This is a genomic window from Vibrio neptunius, from assembly GCA_019339365.1.
In the GTDB taxonomy this organism is placed as follows: Bacteria; Pseudomonadota; Gammaproteobacteria; order Enterobacterales; family Vibrionaceae; genus Vibrio; species Vibrio neptunius.
On record CP079860.1, the window covers coordinates 877,373 to 894,612 of the forward strand.

A 17,240-nucleotide genomic window follows, 5' to 3' on the forward strand; every position below is an offset into this window, starting at 1 on the left:
GTCAACTAAAATTGGCCACGGTTTTAGAGTTTTCCCAATACAATCGCTCAGACTCATTGGGTGTCAGCCCACCATTATATTGGTGGGGCCTGAGTTGGCTGTAGTAGCCCGTGATGTATCGAGTTATATGTTCTCTCGCTTCGCTAAAACTCCGATAACCCGACACTGGTACCCATGCTGTCTTTAGACTTCTGAAGAACCGCTCCATCGGGCTATTGTCCCAACAATTACCTCGCCTAGATAAGCTTGGCTTGATTTGATAACGCCACAACAGTTGCCGATAAGAACGGCTGGTGTAATGACTTCCTTGGTCGCTGTGGAACATCACGCCTTTGGGTTTACCTCGTGATTCAAACGCCATAGCGAGTGCCTTTCCTGTCAACTTACTATCAGGCGATACTGACATCGCCCAACCAATTGGCTTTCTAGCGAACAGGTCGATGACAACAGCAAGATACATCCAGCACTGTCCCGTCCAGATATACGTCACATCACCAACCCAGACTTGGTTGGGAGCGGTAACGGCAAATTGTCGAGACAGATGGTTTGGGATCTCTACGTGTTCTTGTGATGCCTTTCGATATCGGTGCTTCGGTGTTTGGCAGCTTACCAACCCTAATAATTTCATCATCTTAGAAGCTCGATAACGTGTCAGTTTTACACCTTGAGCCGTAACCATGTCGGCAATGCTTCTCGCACCCGCAGAGCCGTTGCTTGCCGTATGAACTTCTTTAATAAGACTTTTTAGCTTCACCAACTCTGGAGAAACATGTTTAAGGCGACAACGCCAGTATTTGTAACTGCTGCGGTGGACACTGAACACATGACATAAGGTGGTAACGCTAAAGCTCTGCCTGAGTTTCTCGATTATCGAGAGTTGTTCAGTGAGTCCGACATCAAGAGAGCTGTAGCCTTTTTTAATATTTCATTGTGCTCTTCAAGGCGAGCAAGTTTCTTCTTCAGCTCTCGTATCTCAATTTGCTCTGGTGTCATTGGTGAGGCTTGAGGAGCCACTCCCTTTCTTTCTTGTTTGAGCTGCCTTACCCACTTATCCATGGTCGATTTACCGACCCCCATGGCTTTGGCGGCTTCAACAACGGTGTAGTTTTGGTCGAGAACAAGTTGTGCTGCTTCGAGTTTGAACTCCGCACTGAAAGTGCGTCTGGTACGCTTGGTCATAGTTTCACCTGTCATGCTATGAGGTGTATCTTAACACCTCTAATTAGGTGGCCAAATTCACCGTACCACTACACATGCACTGTTCTGTAGGAGATATAGTAAACAAAGGTGACACCATTCTCTAAATCGCGGATGGTTTGAACGAATCGATGTAAAGTCAGCTAAGAGCATCGCCACTTTCAAATCAACATTCGGAATCTTCGCCTAGTATGCAGCTAGGCGATTTTTTTTGCCTGCTGAAAGCTCGATGTTTATCTTCAAATTCAAAGTGAATAAGAGAGGGTTTGCTTAACATAAAAAAGGTGAGCCAAGTAAAACCATATGTCACGATGAATCTTGGCATAGCACTCTCGGCAGGGGACGGTTTGCTCCAATATGATTGCCAAGAGCTTGTACTGACATCGCTACGTTCTCTTTTCTATAAACTCCATCCAGTCTGGCTGGAGCAGGTCACAGACTGAATTTTTATCCATGGCACTTTCTAACTCGAAAGTGCCCTTTTGTTTTAGCAAACTTCTAGGCTGAAAAGATGAAGGATAAATTCGGAAGACTTTTTTGTTAATTAAAAAGACATTATAGATGTAAGCTTTTACCATTTACTCAGTTGTGGATAAGTAACTTGGTTTACTCATATTGTTTCTGACTAGATCTGATAGTTCAGGTCGTGGAGAGCTTTTGTACGCCAATCTACAGTCCTTGACGTCTTGTGTTGATTTAGTCGTTTAATCCCCAGTAGTTGATAAGATCTCGATACTCCTGAGTAGCTCGGTAGTTTTTAAGCTCAGTACGGATTTTATCGAGTAGTTGTGGCGGTAAGTTCAAGTTAGCAGCCAAAAAGTACTCTTCTTGCCCGAATGCCATTTCCCATTGCTTATTGAGGACCCTTGTTGGGTCATCACCCATTTCTCTAGCGATATAGTAAGCTTGTGCATCCGCAATGGGCCAAAGGTCAATTCGTCCTTTTTAAGCATTTCATATTGTCGATATCTAGCGTCCATACCGCTTAATCGTATTGAGTTTTCGAGAGAGACAGAGTTCTCTTCCAAAAAGCGTTCTCTTGCATCACTAATCATTGTCGAAAAACGGTAGCTCTCTATGTCTTTCAGGCGACTCAACGTTATATCTTCACGACTTTTAAGGGAATAAATGGACTGCGGAGCGGGTAGTATCTCTCCTACCCAAATGAACAGATTTTCACGATTTGGCCGACGAGAAATGCAATAAATCAAGCCCATTGTGTCTTTTTGAACTGTTGCCATGCTTCTGGCCCAAGGTTGTGAATGAAGCTGGTACTCAATACCTGCCTGCTCCATAACTTGCGTAATGATTTGTGTTGCAACACCCACAACCTGGCCATCGTAAGTATGGTGATAGGGAGGAAACTCTTCTGTGTAGATATTGACAACACTGGCGTTGACCTGGCTCATCAGCAAACTCATACAGATTAACAATACGATTCTCATTCGTTTACTCTCATCAAGGATAACTTAATAAGTTTAGGCTGATGTATACGGTTTTCTAGGTCAGAGGGCTTTTGAGGGCTCAAATACGGTGAAACCTCGATGTTGATATGCTCCAGTGATACTGGACACTAGCCCCTGCATTAGCCATTAAAGAAGCTCACTCATTTCTGGAACACTGTCGGCTTGCGCTAGTAAGTATTCACATTCCGTTTGGATGAGCGAAACGCATCGTTCTATGTGTTCACGCTCTCTATCATCGATTCCTTGAGCTTCGGTAAATTCAATCGCTTCCTTCAGGGCATTTTTAAAACACCAACGGTTTCTATCATTATGGAAGCCATTTTGGTGCCTGAATAACCCAGCAGAGCGCAGAATTCAGCTAAATCATAGTTGGTGATAGGGCGTTTGAAGTTACCTTCCGGTGGATTTTGAAAGTCTTCGCTTTCCCAATCTCCAATCGACATTGAAAAATATTGAGGGATACTGGTCGACCCTCATCAGCAGACAATTTACCGCTTCACGAGTTGCGTTTACTCATTGTTTTATATATAAATTATGAGGAGACTCGTAAGAGCAGGGCGTTATTCGGTTTCTTGAAAGGAAGTACAATGAAAAGAATTTGTTTAGTTACACATACCGAAGCGACTCACAGCGTTGATAGGTTAGTCGGTGGTTGGTACAACTCAAACCTAACAGAAAACGGTATTGAACAAGCTAAGTTGATAAAGTCTACGATCAATGAACTAGGCTTCGATTCCCGTAAATTAGTTACTTATTCTTCAGATTTGAACCGTGCACAGCAAACGGCAAAAATAATATGTAACGAGGGTTCTCGGTTAAAATTAGATGCTCGCCTTCGTGAAATGTCATTTGGTAACAACGAGGGTATTCCTCAAGAAAAGCACAATGAGCTGATTAGATTTCCACCTAAAAAGGGAGCTAGATTAGATCATCGCATTTGTGAAGGAGCGGAATCACCAAGAGAGTTAGCTACTAGAGTTGCGGAATTCGTCAACTCAGTAATAGACTGCAACGAAGATATTATCATTGTGGCTCATGGTTTTTCCTCAAGCTTCGTAATCGCGGCTTTCCAACAAATAGCTGTAGAAAGCATGGCATATATTGACTATAAACTAGGCTCTGGAAGTATAACGATACTTGAAGTAGATGATTACTTTCATAATCATGCTATTAAACTCTTGAATTACCAACCGCATAACACATACGAGCCTTCTGCCTGTCAATAGGCAATACCCTTCATCACATTAACCAACCAGACAGTGCCAATCGTGGTTCATCATCCTGTGATTGATTGTGTTCGACACGATGGGTGGTATGGGGCGATGGGAAAAACATAACGCTGCGGTTAGGCATGGGGGTGATTTCATGTACTGTACCTCGATAGTCAAATACTAGCTTTGATTGTGAAGGTGGAAACTCAGGATCACCAAAATAGACGATAATAGTCACTTTATATGGACTGACTTGTGCACTATTTGTGTGATCGTTGTGATTATCGATAAAACAGTAGCGATTAAATGACGTTAGCGAGAAGCTTTGCTCAAACTCTGTAGCGTTAAGGCCGAGTATAGGAAGCCAGTGTGCCATTGCTTGGTTGGCAATTTTTCTGACTAACACATCACTACCTTGATCGACAAAGTGGTAGATAAAGCTGAATCTGTCTGCCGGTACTGGCGGCAGATTCATTTTTTGGAACACTTTTTCCCGTTTCTCTAGAGTAAGTAGCTCTGTATTAAACTTCTTACCATTGTGTCCGACACGAGTGCGCCATCCTTGCTGCTGCTGCCAAGAGTCTATTACCGCCTTATTGAAATTGGCAAAGCTTGCTTTATCAAAAAAATCATCAATACATAGATAACCATTTTGCGTTATTTTCTCACGCATTTTGCGGTTAGAAATCAGATCAATCATGAGCAAGCTCCTGCGCTGTATTTGGTGCGTCTGAGCGGATATACCAAAAAGACAAAACAACGGTTGCTACCACAGCCATCATTCCATAATGACTAACACCAAAGTGGCTGGTGATACCAAACAACACCATACCCAAAGGCACTGCGGTATTGGTGACCATCTGGTCGTTCGAGGCAAAGCGAGGCAGTTGACTTGCAGTTAGGTGTGTTTGGGTGACCGTGTCCCATTTGATACCACTCATTGTCGTTGCACAGGCGCCAAACATAGCGCAAACGACAATCACAGTGATCGGTAGGGTGCTACTTATTGCGATAGCTTGTAAAGACAATAGAATCAGGCATAGCAAATGGACTCGATTCCATGTGAAGTGTTTAAAGCGCCCGCTGAGCATCCCGGTCGAACCCACTAATGATCCTATAGCGATGCAGGTTGCGACAAATGCCCAGTCGCTTTCTGAGTGATTGGCTATAACCATTGCAGGCCCTGCAACTCCGAGAAATCCAAGACAAATCGAGACAAAAAACCAGCTTTTCAGCCCATTAATTGACCAATTTGGCAAGGTTACTGGAGGCGTTGAGGTGTCACCTTTCCTTTCTTCTGCAGCAGGTTCGTTACTCGTTTCTGATTTGGGAACAAGTCGGATGGCGTAGATCAATCCAATGGCGATGAGAAAAGTGATACAGTCGATCATCAGCACGGTCTCAAATCCAAGCAACAGAACCAAAGTCGCGCCTGACAAAGGTCCAATAATACTGTAGATGTCGCCAAGAATGGCTAACACGGAGTTGGCTTGCTCGCGGCTCTTTGCAGAAGTGATACTAGGGAGCAACTGAAAGCTAGCGGGTAGATAAAAGGAAGAGGCAAGGCCATAAACAAACGCTGAAATCACCATCGCTATGACAGTATTCGTGCCGAGTGCAATATAGAGCAGTAGCCCAAACTGGGCGAGTAAACGCGTGATATCGGCAAGGATCATGGTTGGCTTTAGTGCAGTAATGGCTAGCTTGCGATAGACAAGCATACCTAGAAAACGGCCTAACCAGAGCGCCAGCATCACCAGAGCTATCCCTACTCCCGAAGGCGATATATTGAAAGATTCGATAGAAAAAGCGATCGGGATTAATGCATTACCGGCTCCAGAAGCAAAACTGGCCATAGCGAATAAGGTGAAATTACGGTTCCATTCGATGGTTTTTAGAGTTTTGATAATAGCCATATCATAGACCTCGGATAATTAGACCATTGCTTAAGCCAAAGCGGATAAAGGCTTCAACACGTGTGGGATCGATGTCCAGTCGCTCCGATAGTTCGAGGACCGTTGAAGAAGGGGAGCATTGTAGCGATCGTAAGATATCGAGGTAGTCCTTGTGTTTGAGCTTAATCGTTCGCTTTGGAGTGATAAGGCGGATTACCTCTCCTTCTGTTTCAAATGGGGGAAGAAAGTTATAGTAGCCCCGAAAACCGCAGTTAGATAACGAGTGTTGAGAGTCAATAGAGAAAGGCAGTGCATTGCCAATACGTGGTTTTAAGGCCTGTAATTGTTGCTCTTGGCTGAGTTCGTTGTAGTTTTGGCCGTCGAAATCTTCAAAAGCTATGGTTAGGTGCATGGAAGTGACCCCTTTGCCATGAACATCATGACGCTTTCCTCTTGGGTAAAAAGCAATATCACCAGTGTTGTAGTCAACAGTGTCGTTGTTGTCATGGATCCAATGCTTATGGCCAAACAGCTGTAGGACTAGAAATGGATGATCATCTGAGTGCATGTTGAATGCGGTCTGGTTGGCTTTAGTTAAGTAACACTGAATCCAGCATTTCACTCCGTAACTGGCTTCTATGTATTCTTGAATCCCTCTGAGCTCGGTAACATGATCGTTGATGTGGTCGAAGACTAACGTACCGCCTTCATTGAGACATTGGGTCACCAAATCGTTATCGAGTAAGCTATGTTCAATGAGACCGTCGCCTATTCTTGACTGAATAAATAGTGCAGGGTGTAAGTCTTTCCCATCGGCAATGAGGCGAATATTCATACGTGAAGAGCCTATGTTCGAAAGGCGACTGAACACCATTGAAGCGAGTGGTGTCAAATCGGCGTTTACATGGCTTTTGTTGTATATCGCTGATTTATTAGTGGAAATAGAGAGTTGATCGATAGCGTTCAGCACCGATTCTAACGAGTTAGTGAGCATGCAAAGCTCCTACTTTGATGAGTTTCGCGAGCAACCTTCTTTGGCCTAGGTCTTGCAACCAGTCGTTAACGAGTAAGGGTTGGCTAGATTGACTGCTTAAGGCGTTTAATTGAATTACTTCGTCAGCATCTAGCTTTACTTTGCCAAAGTCTGTGTTGACTACATGGTCGAGGCAAGTATGAGTTCGCCAAGTTAAGCGACGTCCTGATAAGGCATCGAGATTTGAGACAATATTTGGATCATAGATAGGGGGAATATAAGTGTGAGCTTTGTCTGAGTCAGATTCCTCACAACTTAGCCCAATGAATACACCCGGCCCCAACGCATGAAAAATGTGCATTACGCCTTGGCGGACATTGTAATGTTGTCCTGGTTTTAGTGATAAACATTTTGCACTTGGTAACAGAGGCTTGTAATCGAGATGGATACCAGTGAATCGCTCCGAGTTGACCACTTTGGGCTGGAAAGGGGGCTTTTCCTCCCATAGATACAGATCCCGACCAGAGCCCGCGACATCAATAATGTGTGAATCTTCAAAGTCTTGATGTATACCAAATGGGGTCCAATTGGACGATGAGGTAAGAAACATATACACGTCGACCAATTTGGGGCAATCATAGCTAAGTAAAAGCTCATTGCTATGAATATAGTCAAAGACCTGTAGCGTTAAGGGTAGGCTCCACTTCGTGATTTCATTCAAGGCTAGGCAGTAACCCGAACCATAGAGGGTATTGAGGTGTTCCTGAGGCTCAACTAAACACTCGCCCCATCGGTGTACAATGTTACTACAGGCTTTGTAATCAAGTGAGTGTTGGTGGAAGACGCGGTATTTTGGCTCGATTCGTGTTGAATTCATGGCGCTATTGATAGCGCGGCTAATGGTGATTGTGTCTATCATGATAGTGATAGCCCCTTTTGGGGCTATCCTCGACCTTAGTGGCCTACATCTTGACGTGGGCTGGTACAGCTACCACATGTTGTCGCTTCCGCTTCCACTTCAAACTCCAGTTCAAACTCTTGTGAAGCCAACTGTTCTTGATCGATTGCGTGTTCCATCTAAATTCTCCATGTTGTTGTTAGTAAGTTCTCATGCAATATGCAAGCAGGCACACTTTATTCAATTGATTTCATTAATGATATTGGACTTTAGTATTGGTTTTATAGATTATTTTTTGATTATTAACTGAAAATACACCGGGTTTAAAAGGAAAATACTGGACACACACCAGTAAATAGACAGATAGGCTTTCTACCTTGAGGCTGGTTTTGATGCATTGCCACAATGATAGGTGTGTGTCCTGAACTTACGAACTTCTTTATGTCGTAAATTTCTAGCGAGCTAATGAGAACGGGCTGATAAATAATGTTAAATCATAATAATAATGGTTATGTAGCCTGAAAACGCATTGAACGATATTTATACAATTTAGCTCCATTTCTTATGTGAGCGAACTTAAAATGCGTTATAAATCTTTTCCAGATGAGCCAGAAGAAAGGCAAGAAACCACCCGAGAAAGAGCACAACGTCACCGTCAAGAGCGTAGAGCAGAATTAACCTATACCGCGAAAGATCGACAGCGGTGGGCTGAAAATAGAGAGCGTGTTCTTGCCGAGCGCGAGGCAAATGGTACCAAAGACAGTTTAGATAAGTTTCATTTGCAGTTTTTCGCCAAGAACAGAAAACCAACACACACAATGATGTTGAAATCTTCAATATTGAAAGAGTCAAAACCTCTTAATCAGTTGGCGGGCGGCAATTTTCATGCTGTTAAACAAGGCGCTAGTGATACCGAAGAAATAAAGAAAATCCAACAGGCCTTGATGGCATTGGGTTTTGACTTGGGGAAATCTGGCGCTGATGGCGATTTTGGCCGCGCGACAGAAGGCGCAGTGAAACAGTTTCAAACCCACTATAAACCGACACATACCACGCATAAAAGCTACCCATTTGGCGGCGTTGATGGGATTGTCGACAAAAACACCATTCTTGCTTTAGATGAGGCCGTTGTTGAAGAGTGGAAGTATTCGTTTAGGTTTACACTTGAGATGCTACAAGCAGTGTACCCAAGGGTAAGCAGTAGCAAGCAAAATCTGTTGCAAGGTATCGTGGATGAGCTCAATGACCATATTGAGTTTTATAAGCTTGATACCCCTTTGCGTAGGACTCATTTCTTCGCGCAGATAATGCAAGAAACTGGGCCTACTTTGAATATGGCAGAACATACCAATTACCGGACTACGGTGTTAGATACCTCTCAGTTCGAGACAGCGAGAAAGAGAAACTACCCAGCAGATCATAAACTTCATCCCGGCAAACGATATATTGATGTTCTGGGTATTGATAGAAAAGAAAATGGTTTTTTGTAAAAAAAGATGGCACAAGACCATCTGAAGATGATAAACGCATCCTGTTTAATGTTATGTACGGAGGTCGGGGAGAATTAAAAAATGGTGATTACTTAACAACGGATGATGGTTGGAATTTTAGAGGTCGAGGGTTAAAGCAGTTAACTGGTCGTGGCAATTATACCGCTTTTAATAAGTGGCATGCTGCTCACCAAGCGCGCTGGCCTGATGATATTATCGATGCAGTTAATAACCCAGAGATATTGTTGGAGGTTAAGTATGCCACGCGCTCAGCAGCGAACTTTTGGTTGGTCAACAAAGTCTATTTGAAAGCCGATGCTGGTGCAGAAGATTCCGCTATTAACTCGGTAACGAGAGCTGTTAATAGTGGCACTGATAGTTATAAGTTGCGTAGGGATAATTTTAACAAGCTATGGGAAGCTAAGGTGTTTGAATGAAGTTGAGAAGGTTATTATTGGCTTTAATTGTTAACGTTGTATTTTTGTCAACAGTTTATGCTCATCCGTTGATCATTAAAGAAGATGACACTTTGAATCGGACACTCTGTCAAGATGATGAAGATATCTATTTTAATGCCCAACTAGAAAATGGAAAACTAGCGTCTTTGTGCGCTTATCAACATTACAGCCCCGATACTGGCTACGTGAAATACCGTTATGGAGATGTGGGGAGTGTAGAGTTAGAGTTCCCAAGTGATAAAAAACCACCAAGAGGGCGTTTTTTAACTTATCACACCCGTTTGTCGCCGAGCTTGCAAGGGCGCTCGATCTACTTTTACATTAATAATTACCGATATTTACTCTCTTCATTTAATCATGGATGTCATATTAGTGTGCATGATGTGTCATCAATCAAAGGAGAGAAATTATTTCTAGGGTACTGTGAAAAACAATCTGAATTGAAAGTAGATAGACGCAGAACGGGGCTGCTTCTTGATGAAGCTGAAGTTTATGAGAAGTTTCCAGAACAATCTCAAGACCCTACCGAGCCGCAGTTTCATCGCCCTGAATTTAATCGTATTTATGGTGAAAGGCAACGTCCATAAATACCATATTTTATTGAACTTCAATGGGTGAGTGCGCAGTGGATTGTTTCGGTAGAACAATGATTGTCTAAAGGTCGCAATAGTGGTTTTTTTCGCCTGATAGTAAGAAAATGAAGGGGACTTGACGATGAAAATGGGAAATAGAGACGCTATCAATAATTCTGGGTAACTTTGGGGTTATATATATTTAGTGAGTCAATCTTCGTGCACAATTATTGGTGTGTGCCCTGAATTTACGCTCTCAGCGGGAATAGGCCATACACCCCAGCGGACGGGAGTATGGCTTTATTAAACGACTTTTTATGAAAGATCGTGGAGATCTTTACCAAGTGGTTGGCTGAGGCGGAACTGACTGAATGCCACTTGCAGCCCTTCACGTTCCGGTGTGCAACACATGGCGCCGACAAAACGCTTTTGAGCCAGAGGAATAGTACAGAGGCGGAGCAGGGGCCAGGTAATACCATCTCCTGAGTATTGCAGCCTTAGTACGTCTCCCATGACGGTTGCTCGCATCCAGAACTTTTTGGTATCGCCATGGAAGGGGCCTGTCGCCCAGTCGGACTTGCCATTAGTCAGTACACTACTCATCAGAGCCTGCTCATCAGCAAACTCGATTCCTGCTTTACACCAGACTTCTTCGCCCTGCTCGATCATCAGCCCTGCCTGATCGTACAGTTCGCTGAACTCGCCCTCAATACATAGCTCAAAGGTGAAATCACCTTCCACCTCACAGCCAAATATATGTCCGTTATGACGGATAAAACCGTAATGTGTTTCGCGCCAGAAATCGGTCTTGAGGTCCGTTTTTACGATGATTTTATCATTATTTTGAGTCCAGGATGCTGGTGGGTTTATCCAGTTAAAATGAGAGATATCCATGTTTATCCTTGTTGGTAATTCTAGTCATTAGCAGAAAAAATGAAGCGGGCGCAAATCAGCAGGCTTAGCGAAAGAACGGCAACGACACCGAAGGCAAAGCCCAGAGTGGTGGCGTTGGCGACAAACCCAATCAATGCCGGACCAAGTAAGATCCCTGAGTAACCGATCGTAGAGACTGACGCGACGGCTAGGGTGCTGGGCATCACTTTTTGCTGCCCAGACGCAGTGAACAGGATGGGGACAATGTTTGACAGGCCTGCGCCTATCAGGAAGAAGCCGCCGATCATGGTTTCTAGGCTGTTCCCAAGAACGATGACGCCGAATCCTAGCGACGCGATGAGCGCACTGATCACAAAAACGCGCAGACGGCCAAAAGCAGCGATTATTCGGTCACCCAGCAGGCGTCCGGCGGTCATTGCGCACGCAAATACCGTGTAACCCAGACCGGCATGGTCAACGGTGATCAGATTATTGCTGGTGAGAAGAATACCACTCCAGTCCAGCATAGAGCCTTCCATGATATAGGCCACGAAGCAGAGGACGCCCAGCAGGATCACGATACCTTTGGGTACCACAAACAGCGGAGATTCGTCTGACTCGCTGTAGGTGAGCATGCCTGAATAGGCAAATAGCAGCATGATCACAACCGCCGCTATAATCAGCGCAATGACGGTTAGGGGAGCCAGCCCCTGCATCAGCAACAGGCTTACCAGCCCAGCTCCAGCGATACCACCGATGCTGAATAGGGCATGGAATCCTGACATCACAGGCTTGTCTACCTGTTTTTCAACCAATACGGCGTGAATATTAACCACCACATCCATCGCGCCGATCCCTGCACCGAACAAAAACAGGGCCACAGCAAGGGTCAGGGGAGTATTCATCGTGACCAGAGCCGGCATCATAGCAAGCATCAGTATTGTCGCTGTGAAGAACACAACTCGGCAGCCGAAGCGCGATGCAAGAATGCCGGACAGCGGCATCATCAGAAATGATCCGATACCAAATGACAGCAGTACCATCCCTATGGTGCCGTGATCGGCCATCAGCCTCTCTTTGGCGAGGGGGATAAGTGGTGCCCAAGCAGCCAGGCTCAACCCAGCAACAAAAAAGGCAATGCGGGTGGCATTGATAGAGCGGGGAATCGCTGGTGAAGGTGTGGAATCCAGTAGTTCCATGTTGTTTCCTGTAAATTCGATGTGGCCCCGAGTTATGTGGGAGCCACTATGATTTTTTATTTCAGTATCAGCAGGGCTTAGAGTGATGAAAAATCAGCCCTGATAAGACGTTCGATCTGTTTAAATACTCTCGGTTAACTCAATCGCATACCAGCAACTGCCGGAACTCTTCCACCTCACTCAGAGTCCCGATAACCTTTGAAGCCTGATGGTAGGTTTCGTTACTGGACAGGGCGTGGGGCCAGCCATATACCCTAGGGATCCCCGCCTGAACGGCAGCCTGGATACCTAGATCTGTGTCCTCGATAACGATAGCCTGACTCGCTTTGGCGTTAAGCATCTCCAGCATGGCCAGATACGGATCTGGATGGGGCTTGGTCTTCGCCACTTCATCTCCTGAAATCAGAGGAACAGAAGACTCAGCCGGTAATCCAAGCGCTGAGAGGTTAGCAAGGCATACATCACGAGGTGCGGTTGAAACAAAACCCACCGGGATGCGGTTCTCAAGCAGTGCATGAATGATAGGCTTTGCCTCCTTGCGCAGGTAGGCAGGGCCTATTTCCATCTTGTAGGTCTGGACAATGGTCTTTATCAGGGCGGGCTGCTGCTCGTTCCCGACGCCTAGTTGTTCCAGTGTTTCAGTCAGGCTCAGGCCAATAAGGTCCTCCGCCTTCACGCCTTCTGTTTGATGGGGTAACAGGTTTTTTAGCAAATCAAAGTGCAACTGTTCGCTGTCGACGATCACACCATCGATATCGAATATTATTACGGAGTGATTCATGCGTGGACTTCCTCTTTACGGGAAGGGATGCGCAGCAGTACCTTACAGTTTGGTTCCTGAATAGGTTCAAGCTGCTTCTTGCCGATGTTGCAGCCCACCATGGCAAATGCCTGCTCAAATTCCTCGAACTCGAAGCGGTGGCTGATGAGCTGTTCTGCCGGGATCAAGCCGTCACGAATGATTTGGTAGGCCCGCTCAAAACTGTTGTTGAGTGAATCGATGGAGCCGATGACTGATAGGCTTTTATCGGCGATTTTCAGAATATCGAGCTGGGCACTGGATTCCTTGAGCGCCACATTCATGATTTTGCCGCCAGGAGCAAGGCGAGAGAAGACGGTTTCAGTAAGGTAACCGGTAGTATCAACACAAAGATCCAGTGTCTCTTGGTCATTTCCATACTCTTCACGCATTGCCTGTGTAAAGTCTTGGTATATCCGCACAGACGGCGGCAGTACGTCGAGCGCAAACTGATAACGATGTTCATTTTTTTCAACGAGGAACGGGCTTATGCCACGCAAGTGCAGAGACCACAGATAGAGCATTCCCATGGTGCCTGCACCAATGACACAGGCGCGAATGTTCGGATGGGTAATATTCAGTTTGTCGACACCAGTCAGTGTGCAGCTCAGAGGCTCAGTCAGTGCACCGGCTTCGAAGCTGACATGGTCGTCGAGATGCAGAAGAGAGCTGGCTTTAGCCAAGTACTGTTCGGCAAAAGTTCCGTCATAGGATACCCCTGCTTCCGTACCAGCTTTACGCTCACAGTGGTTCTCATTTCCGGTCTTGCACATACGACATTTGCCACAGGAATAGGTTGGGTTGATCACTACACGATCACCAGGCTTGAATGCTGAAACCTCTTCACCGACACGGAGCACCGTTCCTGTTGATTCGTGGCCAAGGGTTGTACCCGGAACCGCAACAGGGTAATCACCGGAGATGATACCGACATCTGTGCCACACAGGCCGCAGACCTCAACAGCGACAACCACATCATCCCCTTCTTTACACTGTAAAGGCTCTACCTGAGTGTTGATGACATCCCACACGGTATTGAATTTTAATGCTTTCATGCGGTCACCTCGTCCATCATTTCGAGTTCACAGGCCAACTGGGCGAAAGTTACATCCAGTTTGCGGATCACTTCAGTCAGGTGGTCTCGGGTGCAAATCAATGGAGGCCTGACCTTAATCGCCCGTCCTTTGCCATAGCGCGAACCGCGGATAACCAGCCCATTCGAATAAGCGATATCGATGACCATCCGTGCGATCTCTGGCGAAGGCACATCGAAGCCAAACATGTACCCCACGCCCCGGACCCCGCTGATTGAGGCATATTTTTGCTGCAAGCCGAGTAACCCTTCTTTCAGGTAGCGCTCGTTTTGCTGAACCTGCAGCAGCAGGTGCTCGTCTTCAATGATCTCAATGGTCTCGTGCAAAGCAACCAGAGACAGAGGATTGGCGCCTGAGGTGCTTGAATGCTCGTAGGGCTCTAGCACATCCAAAGCCTGCTTCATCAGAATGCCACCAATTGGAATACCTATGCCGCCTGCTCCTTTGGCAAATACGATAATGTCTGGATCTAACTCTTTGGCGTAGCCTGTACTTGCAAAGAAACTTCCTGTACGGCCAAAGCCTGTCTGAACCTCATCGGCGATAACAACAATGCCGTATTGGCTACATATTTTTCTAACCTGTCTGTAAAACTCGGCAGGTAAGACAATATTTCCGCCATTGCCCAGAATAGGTTCTATGATCATGCAGGCAATATTTCCACTGGAGCCAAAATTAATGAAGTCCTCCAGTTGACTGAAATAGTTAATTTCTGCGCTTTGTGTTTTCGACTCCTCCACCAGATCACTCTGAGGAACGGGAATTTTGAAAGAACCATCAATGTTGGCGGTAAATTCCTCCAAGCGGAACGCATTACCGGATATTCTGGCCGTAGCCAGAGATTGTCCATGATGCGATTTAAATAGCGAAATAACCCCAGAACGTTTTGTTTTTTTCTGGGCCATACGAATAGCCCCTTCAACCGCACCGGAACCAGAAACATCACGCAGCCACATACGATCAACGCCAGCAGGCAAGTGTTTGCGTAACTTTAATAATATTTGCTCAGAGAGAGGTTTAGTAAATGCAGAGCTTAAATGTGTACAACGGTCGATTTGTTGTTTTAGTTTTTCAGCTAAACGTTTATTAGTGTAGCCTAGAGGAAGATTAAATGTTCCTGAGGCTGCATCAATAAGGGTTTTATCATTAATGTATAAATATGGCCCATTACCTCTGAATCTGGCAATGTCTTCGTTAAATCCAGTCATTTTAAATTTCCAGCAAGAGAATATAAACGGATATCCCTATCTTTTGTTGTCGTTTTAGCCGGGTCTAAGAAAGTGAATCTTTCACTATTTTATACTCAGGCAATATCATGAATGTTTTAAGAGTTATCCGGGTCGAATAACGCTCAAGTAATGATGAAAAATCACCCATCATAAAAACATTTAGATAGTAATAATTAGGTAATCGACTTCATGTTAAACGTGCACCTAACTATGCATTTGATTTTATAATGTGAAACCATGTGCACATCATCCTAACTTATACTGTGGTGAGGATGAGGAACAAAATATTGAGGGGGATGGCTGGGGCGTAGGTGGTGTTTGAATGAGGTGATCTGTCGTCTGAAAAATATGTGAGGGAACACACGCCAGTGAAGAGAAAGATAGGTTGTCTCAATCACATTGAGGGTAAGTCCTCTCGGTGTGTGTACTGAATGTCTTCTTCTGAATGTCTTCTTAACCCCATGATTTTGATACCTGCTTTATCCCTTTCAAACACGTAGCAGAGTCGCTAATTAAAGAAATATAATCTTTTTGAGTACCACATCCACCAATTAGTCAACAAAGCCGTTTGGGTTCCTGTCGAGGCACGGTAGATCCCTCTATATATAAAAACTTCTCTCTAAGCCTTTTTGTTGTTCACTTATACAGTTTATTGGGGTTGAATTCGGTTTGAGTATGAAAAAGGCTTGTTTTTCTGACAGTCTAGTCTCGTTTAGCAGAGAGAATATTTTATAAGTTATTATTAGCCAAAGGATGAGTGCTATTCTTGCTAAGATAAATCGCATGCTCGTTTTTATATGATGGCAGAATATATATTTTGACATATTTACATTAATTTTTAGTCACTTATAATAGGCTGATAGTAAATCAGGCAGGCAAAAAAACGAGACTGCCTGTTATTAAGAATGTTAGGTTCTAGAGTTTTATCAACTACAAGGAGAATCCAAATGGATTATTTTATAGGAGCATTGAAAAAATATGCAGATTTTACTGGTCGAGCTAGAAGAAAGGAGTATTGGATGTTTACTCTTTTTTATATGCTTTTTTATGTCGGGTTGGTCGTTATTGATTTGATAATTGGTAAAGAATTATTTTCAATAATATTTTCATTAGCGCTGCTTATCCCAGCTATCAGTATTGCGACTAGAAGGCTTCATGATACAGGGCGTAGTGGTTGGTGGCAGTTAATTGCTTTAATTCCACTTATTGGTGTGATAGTTCTTATTGTCTTTTTAACGCAAGACAGCAATGACGCTAATGAGTACGGTGCTAACCCTAAAGTATCAGTATAAAACCTAACACGCAGAAAAACGAGACTGCCTGTTATATGCCAGTAATCAAAAAGTCGATAGCAGAGATGATCTCGTCTCTAAAAGTGCTTAGATCATTTACAGGTTCTCTTAGAATTTTGGTTGGTACACTTGCCATTTGATGAGTCAGAATTACGAAGTCACCTTCATCGATATTGATTACGGGGCATAGATGACTGGGCGCTTTTTTCTCTAACAACGCAGTAGGTGTAAGCGGAATAACTAATCGAGTATTCAATGTATCAAGCAATTCACTTTGAACGTCAACAAAGTATGGGTATGCGGTTGAAGTGCTTTTATCGTTGTTTTTGTACAGCGAAAATTGTGGCATTAGAATACTCGGTAAGAATCAGAAAATAGTCCGTGGTTTTCAGTTAGCTCGTTGCAAGCATTAATGGCATCAGCATTTTGCTCTAACCATTCAGCTTTCAGGCGCTGATTCACTTCTTTCTCAAGTGCCTTTTCCATTGTTGCCGAAAGGTTTATATTTAAGCGTTTAGCCTCAGCAAGTAACTCACTGTTTAAGCTTAAGTTTGTCGCTTTCTTTGGTGCTTGCTTACTATGTGCGTTTCTCAT

At 44.4% G+C, this 17,240-nt stretch carries 18 protein-coding genes and 1 pseudogene; 5 read left to right on the forward strand and 14 right to left on the reverse strand.

Annotated elements, in window-relative coordinates:
* Window position 1: 1 nt before the first annotated feature.
* The 3 genes and pseudogenes from KW548_20625 to KW548_20635 form a co-directional block, all read right to left on the reverse strand.
* Window positions 2-1,179 (reverse strand): IS3 family transposase gene (locus KW548_20625; protein ID QXX09426.1). Its coding sequence is split into 2 segments (ribosomal slippage): window positions 2-912 and window positions 912-1,179, totalling 1,179 coding nucleotides; the frame shifts between segments, so codons are not numbered across the junction.
* An 818-nt stretch (window positions 1,180-1,997) separates the two neighbouring features.
* Window positions 1,998-2,606, reverse strand: a complete 609-nt coding sequence (locus KW548_20630) for a transporter substrate-binding domain-containing protein (GenBank protein QXX09427.1) — start codon at window positions 2,604-2,606, stop codon at window positions 1,998-2,000.
* A 183-nt stretch (window positions 2,607-2,789) separates the two neighbouring features.
* Window positions 2,790-3,177, reverse strand: a pseudogene (locus KW548_20635) (type II toxin-antitoxin system HipA family toxin).
* A 73-nt stretch (window positions 3,178-3,250) separates the two neighbouring features.
* On the opposite strand from KW548_20635, the gene KW548_20640 reads away from it, so the two are divergent.
* Window positions 3,251-3,889 (forward strand): histidine phosphatase family protein, encoded by a 639-nt coding sequence (locus KW548_20640; GenBank protein ID QXX09428.1) that lies wholly within the window; start codon window positions 3,251-3,253, stop codon window positions 3,887-3,889.
* A 13-nt stretch (window positions 3,890-3,902) separates the two neighbouring features.
* Here KW548_20640 and KW548_20645 read toward each other — a convergent pair whose 3' ends face one another.
* The 4 genes from KW548_20645 to KW548_20660 are packed head-to-tail and all read right to left on the reverse strand — an operon-like array spanning window position 3,903 to window position 7,661.
* Window positions 3,903-4,574 (reverse strand): 2OG-Fe(II) oxygenase, encoded by a 672-nt coding sequence (locus tag KW548_20645; GenBank protein ID QXX09429.1) that lies wholly within the window; start codon window positions 4,572-4,574, stop codon window positions 3,903-3,905.
* The gene (locus tag KW548_20650; protein QXX09430.1) at window positions 4,567-5,790 is read right to left on the reverse strand and encodes an MFS transporter; all 1,224 of its coding nucleotides are present in this window, start codon (window positions 5,788-5,790) and stop codon (window positions 4,567-4,569) included. Before KW548_20650 ends, KW548_20645 begins: the two co-directional genes overlap by 8 nt.
* Before the next feature lies 1 nt (window position 5,791).
* Window positions 5,792-6,763: a cupin domain-containing protein gene (locus KW548_20655; GenBank protein ID QXX09431.1), complete on the reverse strand. Its 972-nt coding sequence runs from the start codon at window positions 6,761-6,763 to the stop codon at window positions 5,792-5,794.
* Window positions 6,753-7,661 carry a hypothetical protein gene (locus tag KW548_20660; protein ID QXX09432.1) on the reverse strand — a complete coding sequence of 303 codons (909 nt, stop codon included), beginning with the start codon at window positions 7,659-7,661 and terminating at the stop codon, window positions 6,753-6,755. The genes KW548_20655 and KW548_20660 overlap by 11 nt, the downstream gene beginning before the upstream one ends.
* Window positions 7,662-8,221: 560 nt before the next feature.
* Between KW548_20660 and KW548_20665 the strand changes: the two genes are divergently transcribed.
* From KW548_20665 to KW548_20675, 3 genes are read left to right on the forward strand one after another with little or no spacing between them, the layout of a single operon-like run.
* A complete protein-coding gene (locus KW548_20665) occupies window positions 8,222-9,130 on the forward strand; it encodes a peptidoglycan-binding protein (protein ID QXX09433.1) in 909 nt (302 codons plus the stop codon).
* A 53-nt stretch (window positions 9,131-9,183) separates the two neighbouring features.
* Window positions 9,184-9,567 (forward strand): hypothetical protein, encoded by a 384-nt coding sequence (locus tag KW548_20670; protein QXX09434.1) that lies wholly within the window; start codon window positions 9,184-9,186, stop codon window positions 9,565-9,567.
* A complete protein-coding gene (locus tag KW548_20675) occupies window positions 9,564-10,175 on the forward strand; it encodes a hypothetical protein (GenBank protein QXX09435.1) in 612 nt (203 codons plus the stop codon). Before KW548_20670 ends, KW548_20675 begins: the two co-directional genes overlap by 4 nt.
* Before the next feature lie 300 nt (window positions 10,176-10,475).
* Here KW548_20675 and KW548_20680 read toward each other — a convergent pair whose 3' ends face one another.
* The 5 genes from KW548_20680 to KW548_20700 all read right to left on the reverse strand — a co-directional run bounded on the left by KW548_20680 (window position 10,476) and on the right by KW548_20700 (window position 15,333).
* Window positions 10,476-11,054 carry a DUF1349 domain-containing protein gene (locus KW548_20680; protein ID QXX09436.1) on the reverse strand — a complete coding sequence of 193 codons (579 nt, stop codon included), beginning with the start codon at window positions 11,052-11,054 and terminating at the stop codon, window positions 10,476-10,478.
* Window positions 11,055-11,074: 20 nt separating this feature from the next.
* Window positions 11,075-12,232, reverse strand: coding sequence for an MFS transporter (locus KW548_20685; GenBank protein ID QXX09437.1), 1,158 nt, complete (start codon window positions 12,230-12,232; stop codon window positions 11,075-11,077).
* Between the two features lie 139 nt (window positions 12,233-12,371).
* Window positions 12,372-13,013, reverse strand: a complete 642-nt coding sequence (locus tag KW548_20690; GenBank protein ID QXX09438.1) for an HAD-IA family hydrolase — start codon at window positions 13,011-13,013, stop codon at window positions 12,372-12,374.
* Complete coding sequence (locus tag KW548_20695; GenBank protein QXX09439.1) at window positions 13,010-14,086, reverse strand: alcohol dehydrogenase catalytic domain-containing protein; 1,077 nt, start codon at window positions 14,084-14,086, stop codon at window positions 13,010-13,012. The genes KW548_20690 and KW548_20695 overlap by 4 nt, the downstream gene beginning before the upstream one ends.
* Window positions 14,083-15,333, reverse strand: a complete 1,251-nt coding sequence (locus KW548_20700) for an aspartate aminotransferase family protein (GenBank protein QXX09440.1) — start codon at window positions 15,331-15,333, stop codon at window positions 14,083-14,085. Before KW548_20700 ends, KW548_20695 begins: the two co-directional genes overlap by 4 nt.
* A gap of 968 nt (window positions 15,334-16,301) precedes the next feature.
* Here KW548_20700 and KW548_20705 point away from each other — a divergent pair.
* Entirely contained in the window at window positions 16,302-16,646 is a 345-nt protein-coding gene (locus KW548_20705) for a DUF805 domain-containing protein (protein ID QXX08099.1), read from the forward strand.
* Window positions 16,647-16,677: 31 nt separating this feature from the next.
* Here KW548_20705 and KW548_20710 read toward each other — a convergent pair whose 3' ends face one another.
* The gene (locus KW548_20710; protein QXX08100.1) at window positions 16,678-16,995 is read right to left on the reverse strand and encodes a CcdB family protein; all 318 of its coding nucleotides are present in this window, start codon (window positions 16,993-16,995) and stop codon (window positions 16,678-16,680) included.
* Complete coding sequence (locus KW548_20715) at window positions 16,995-17,240, reverse strand: type II toxin-antitoxin system CcdA family antitoxin (GenBank protein ID QXX08101.1); 246 nt, start codon at window positions 17,238-17,240, stop codon at window positions 16,995-16,997. The genes KW548_20710 and KW548_20715 overlap by 1 nt, the downstream gene beginning before the upstream one ends.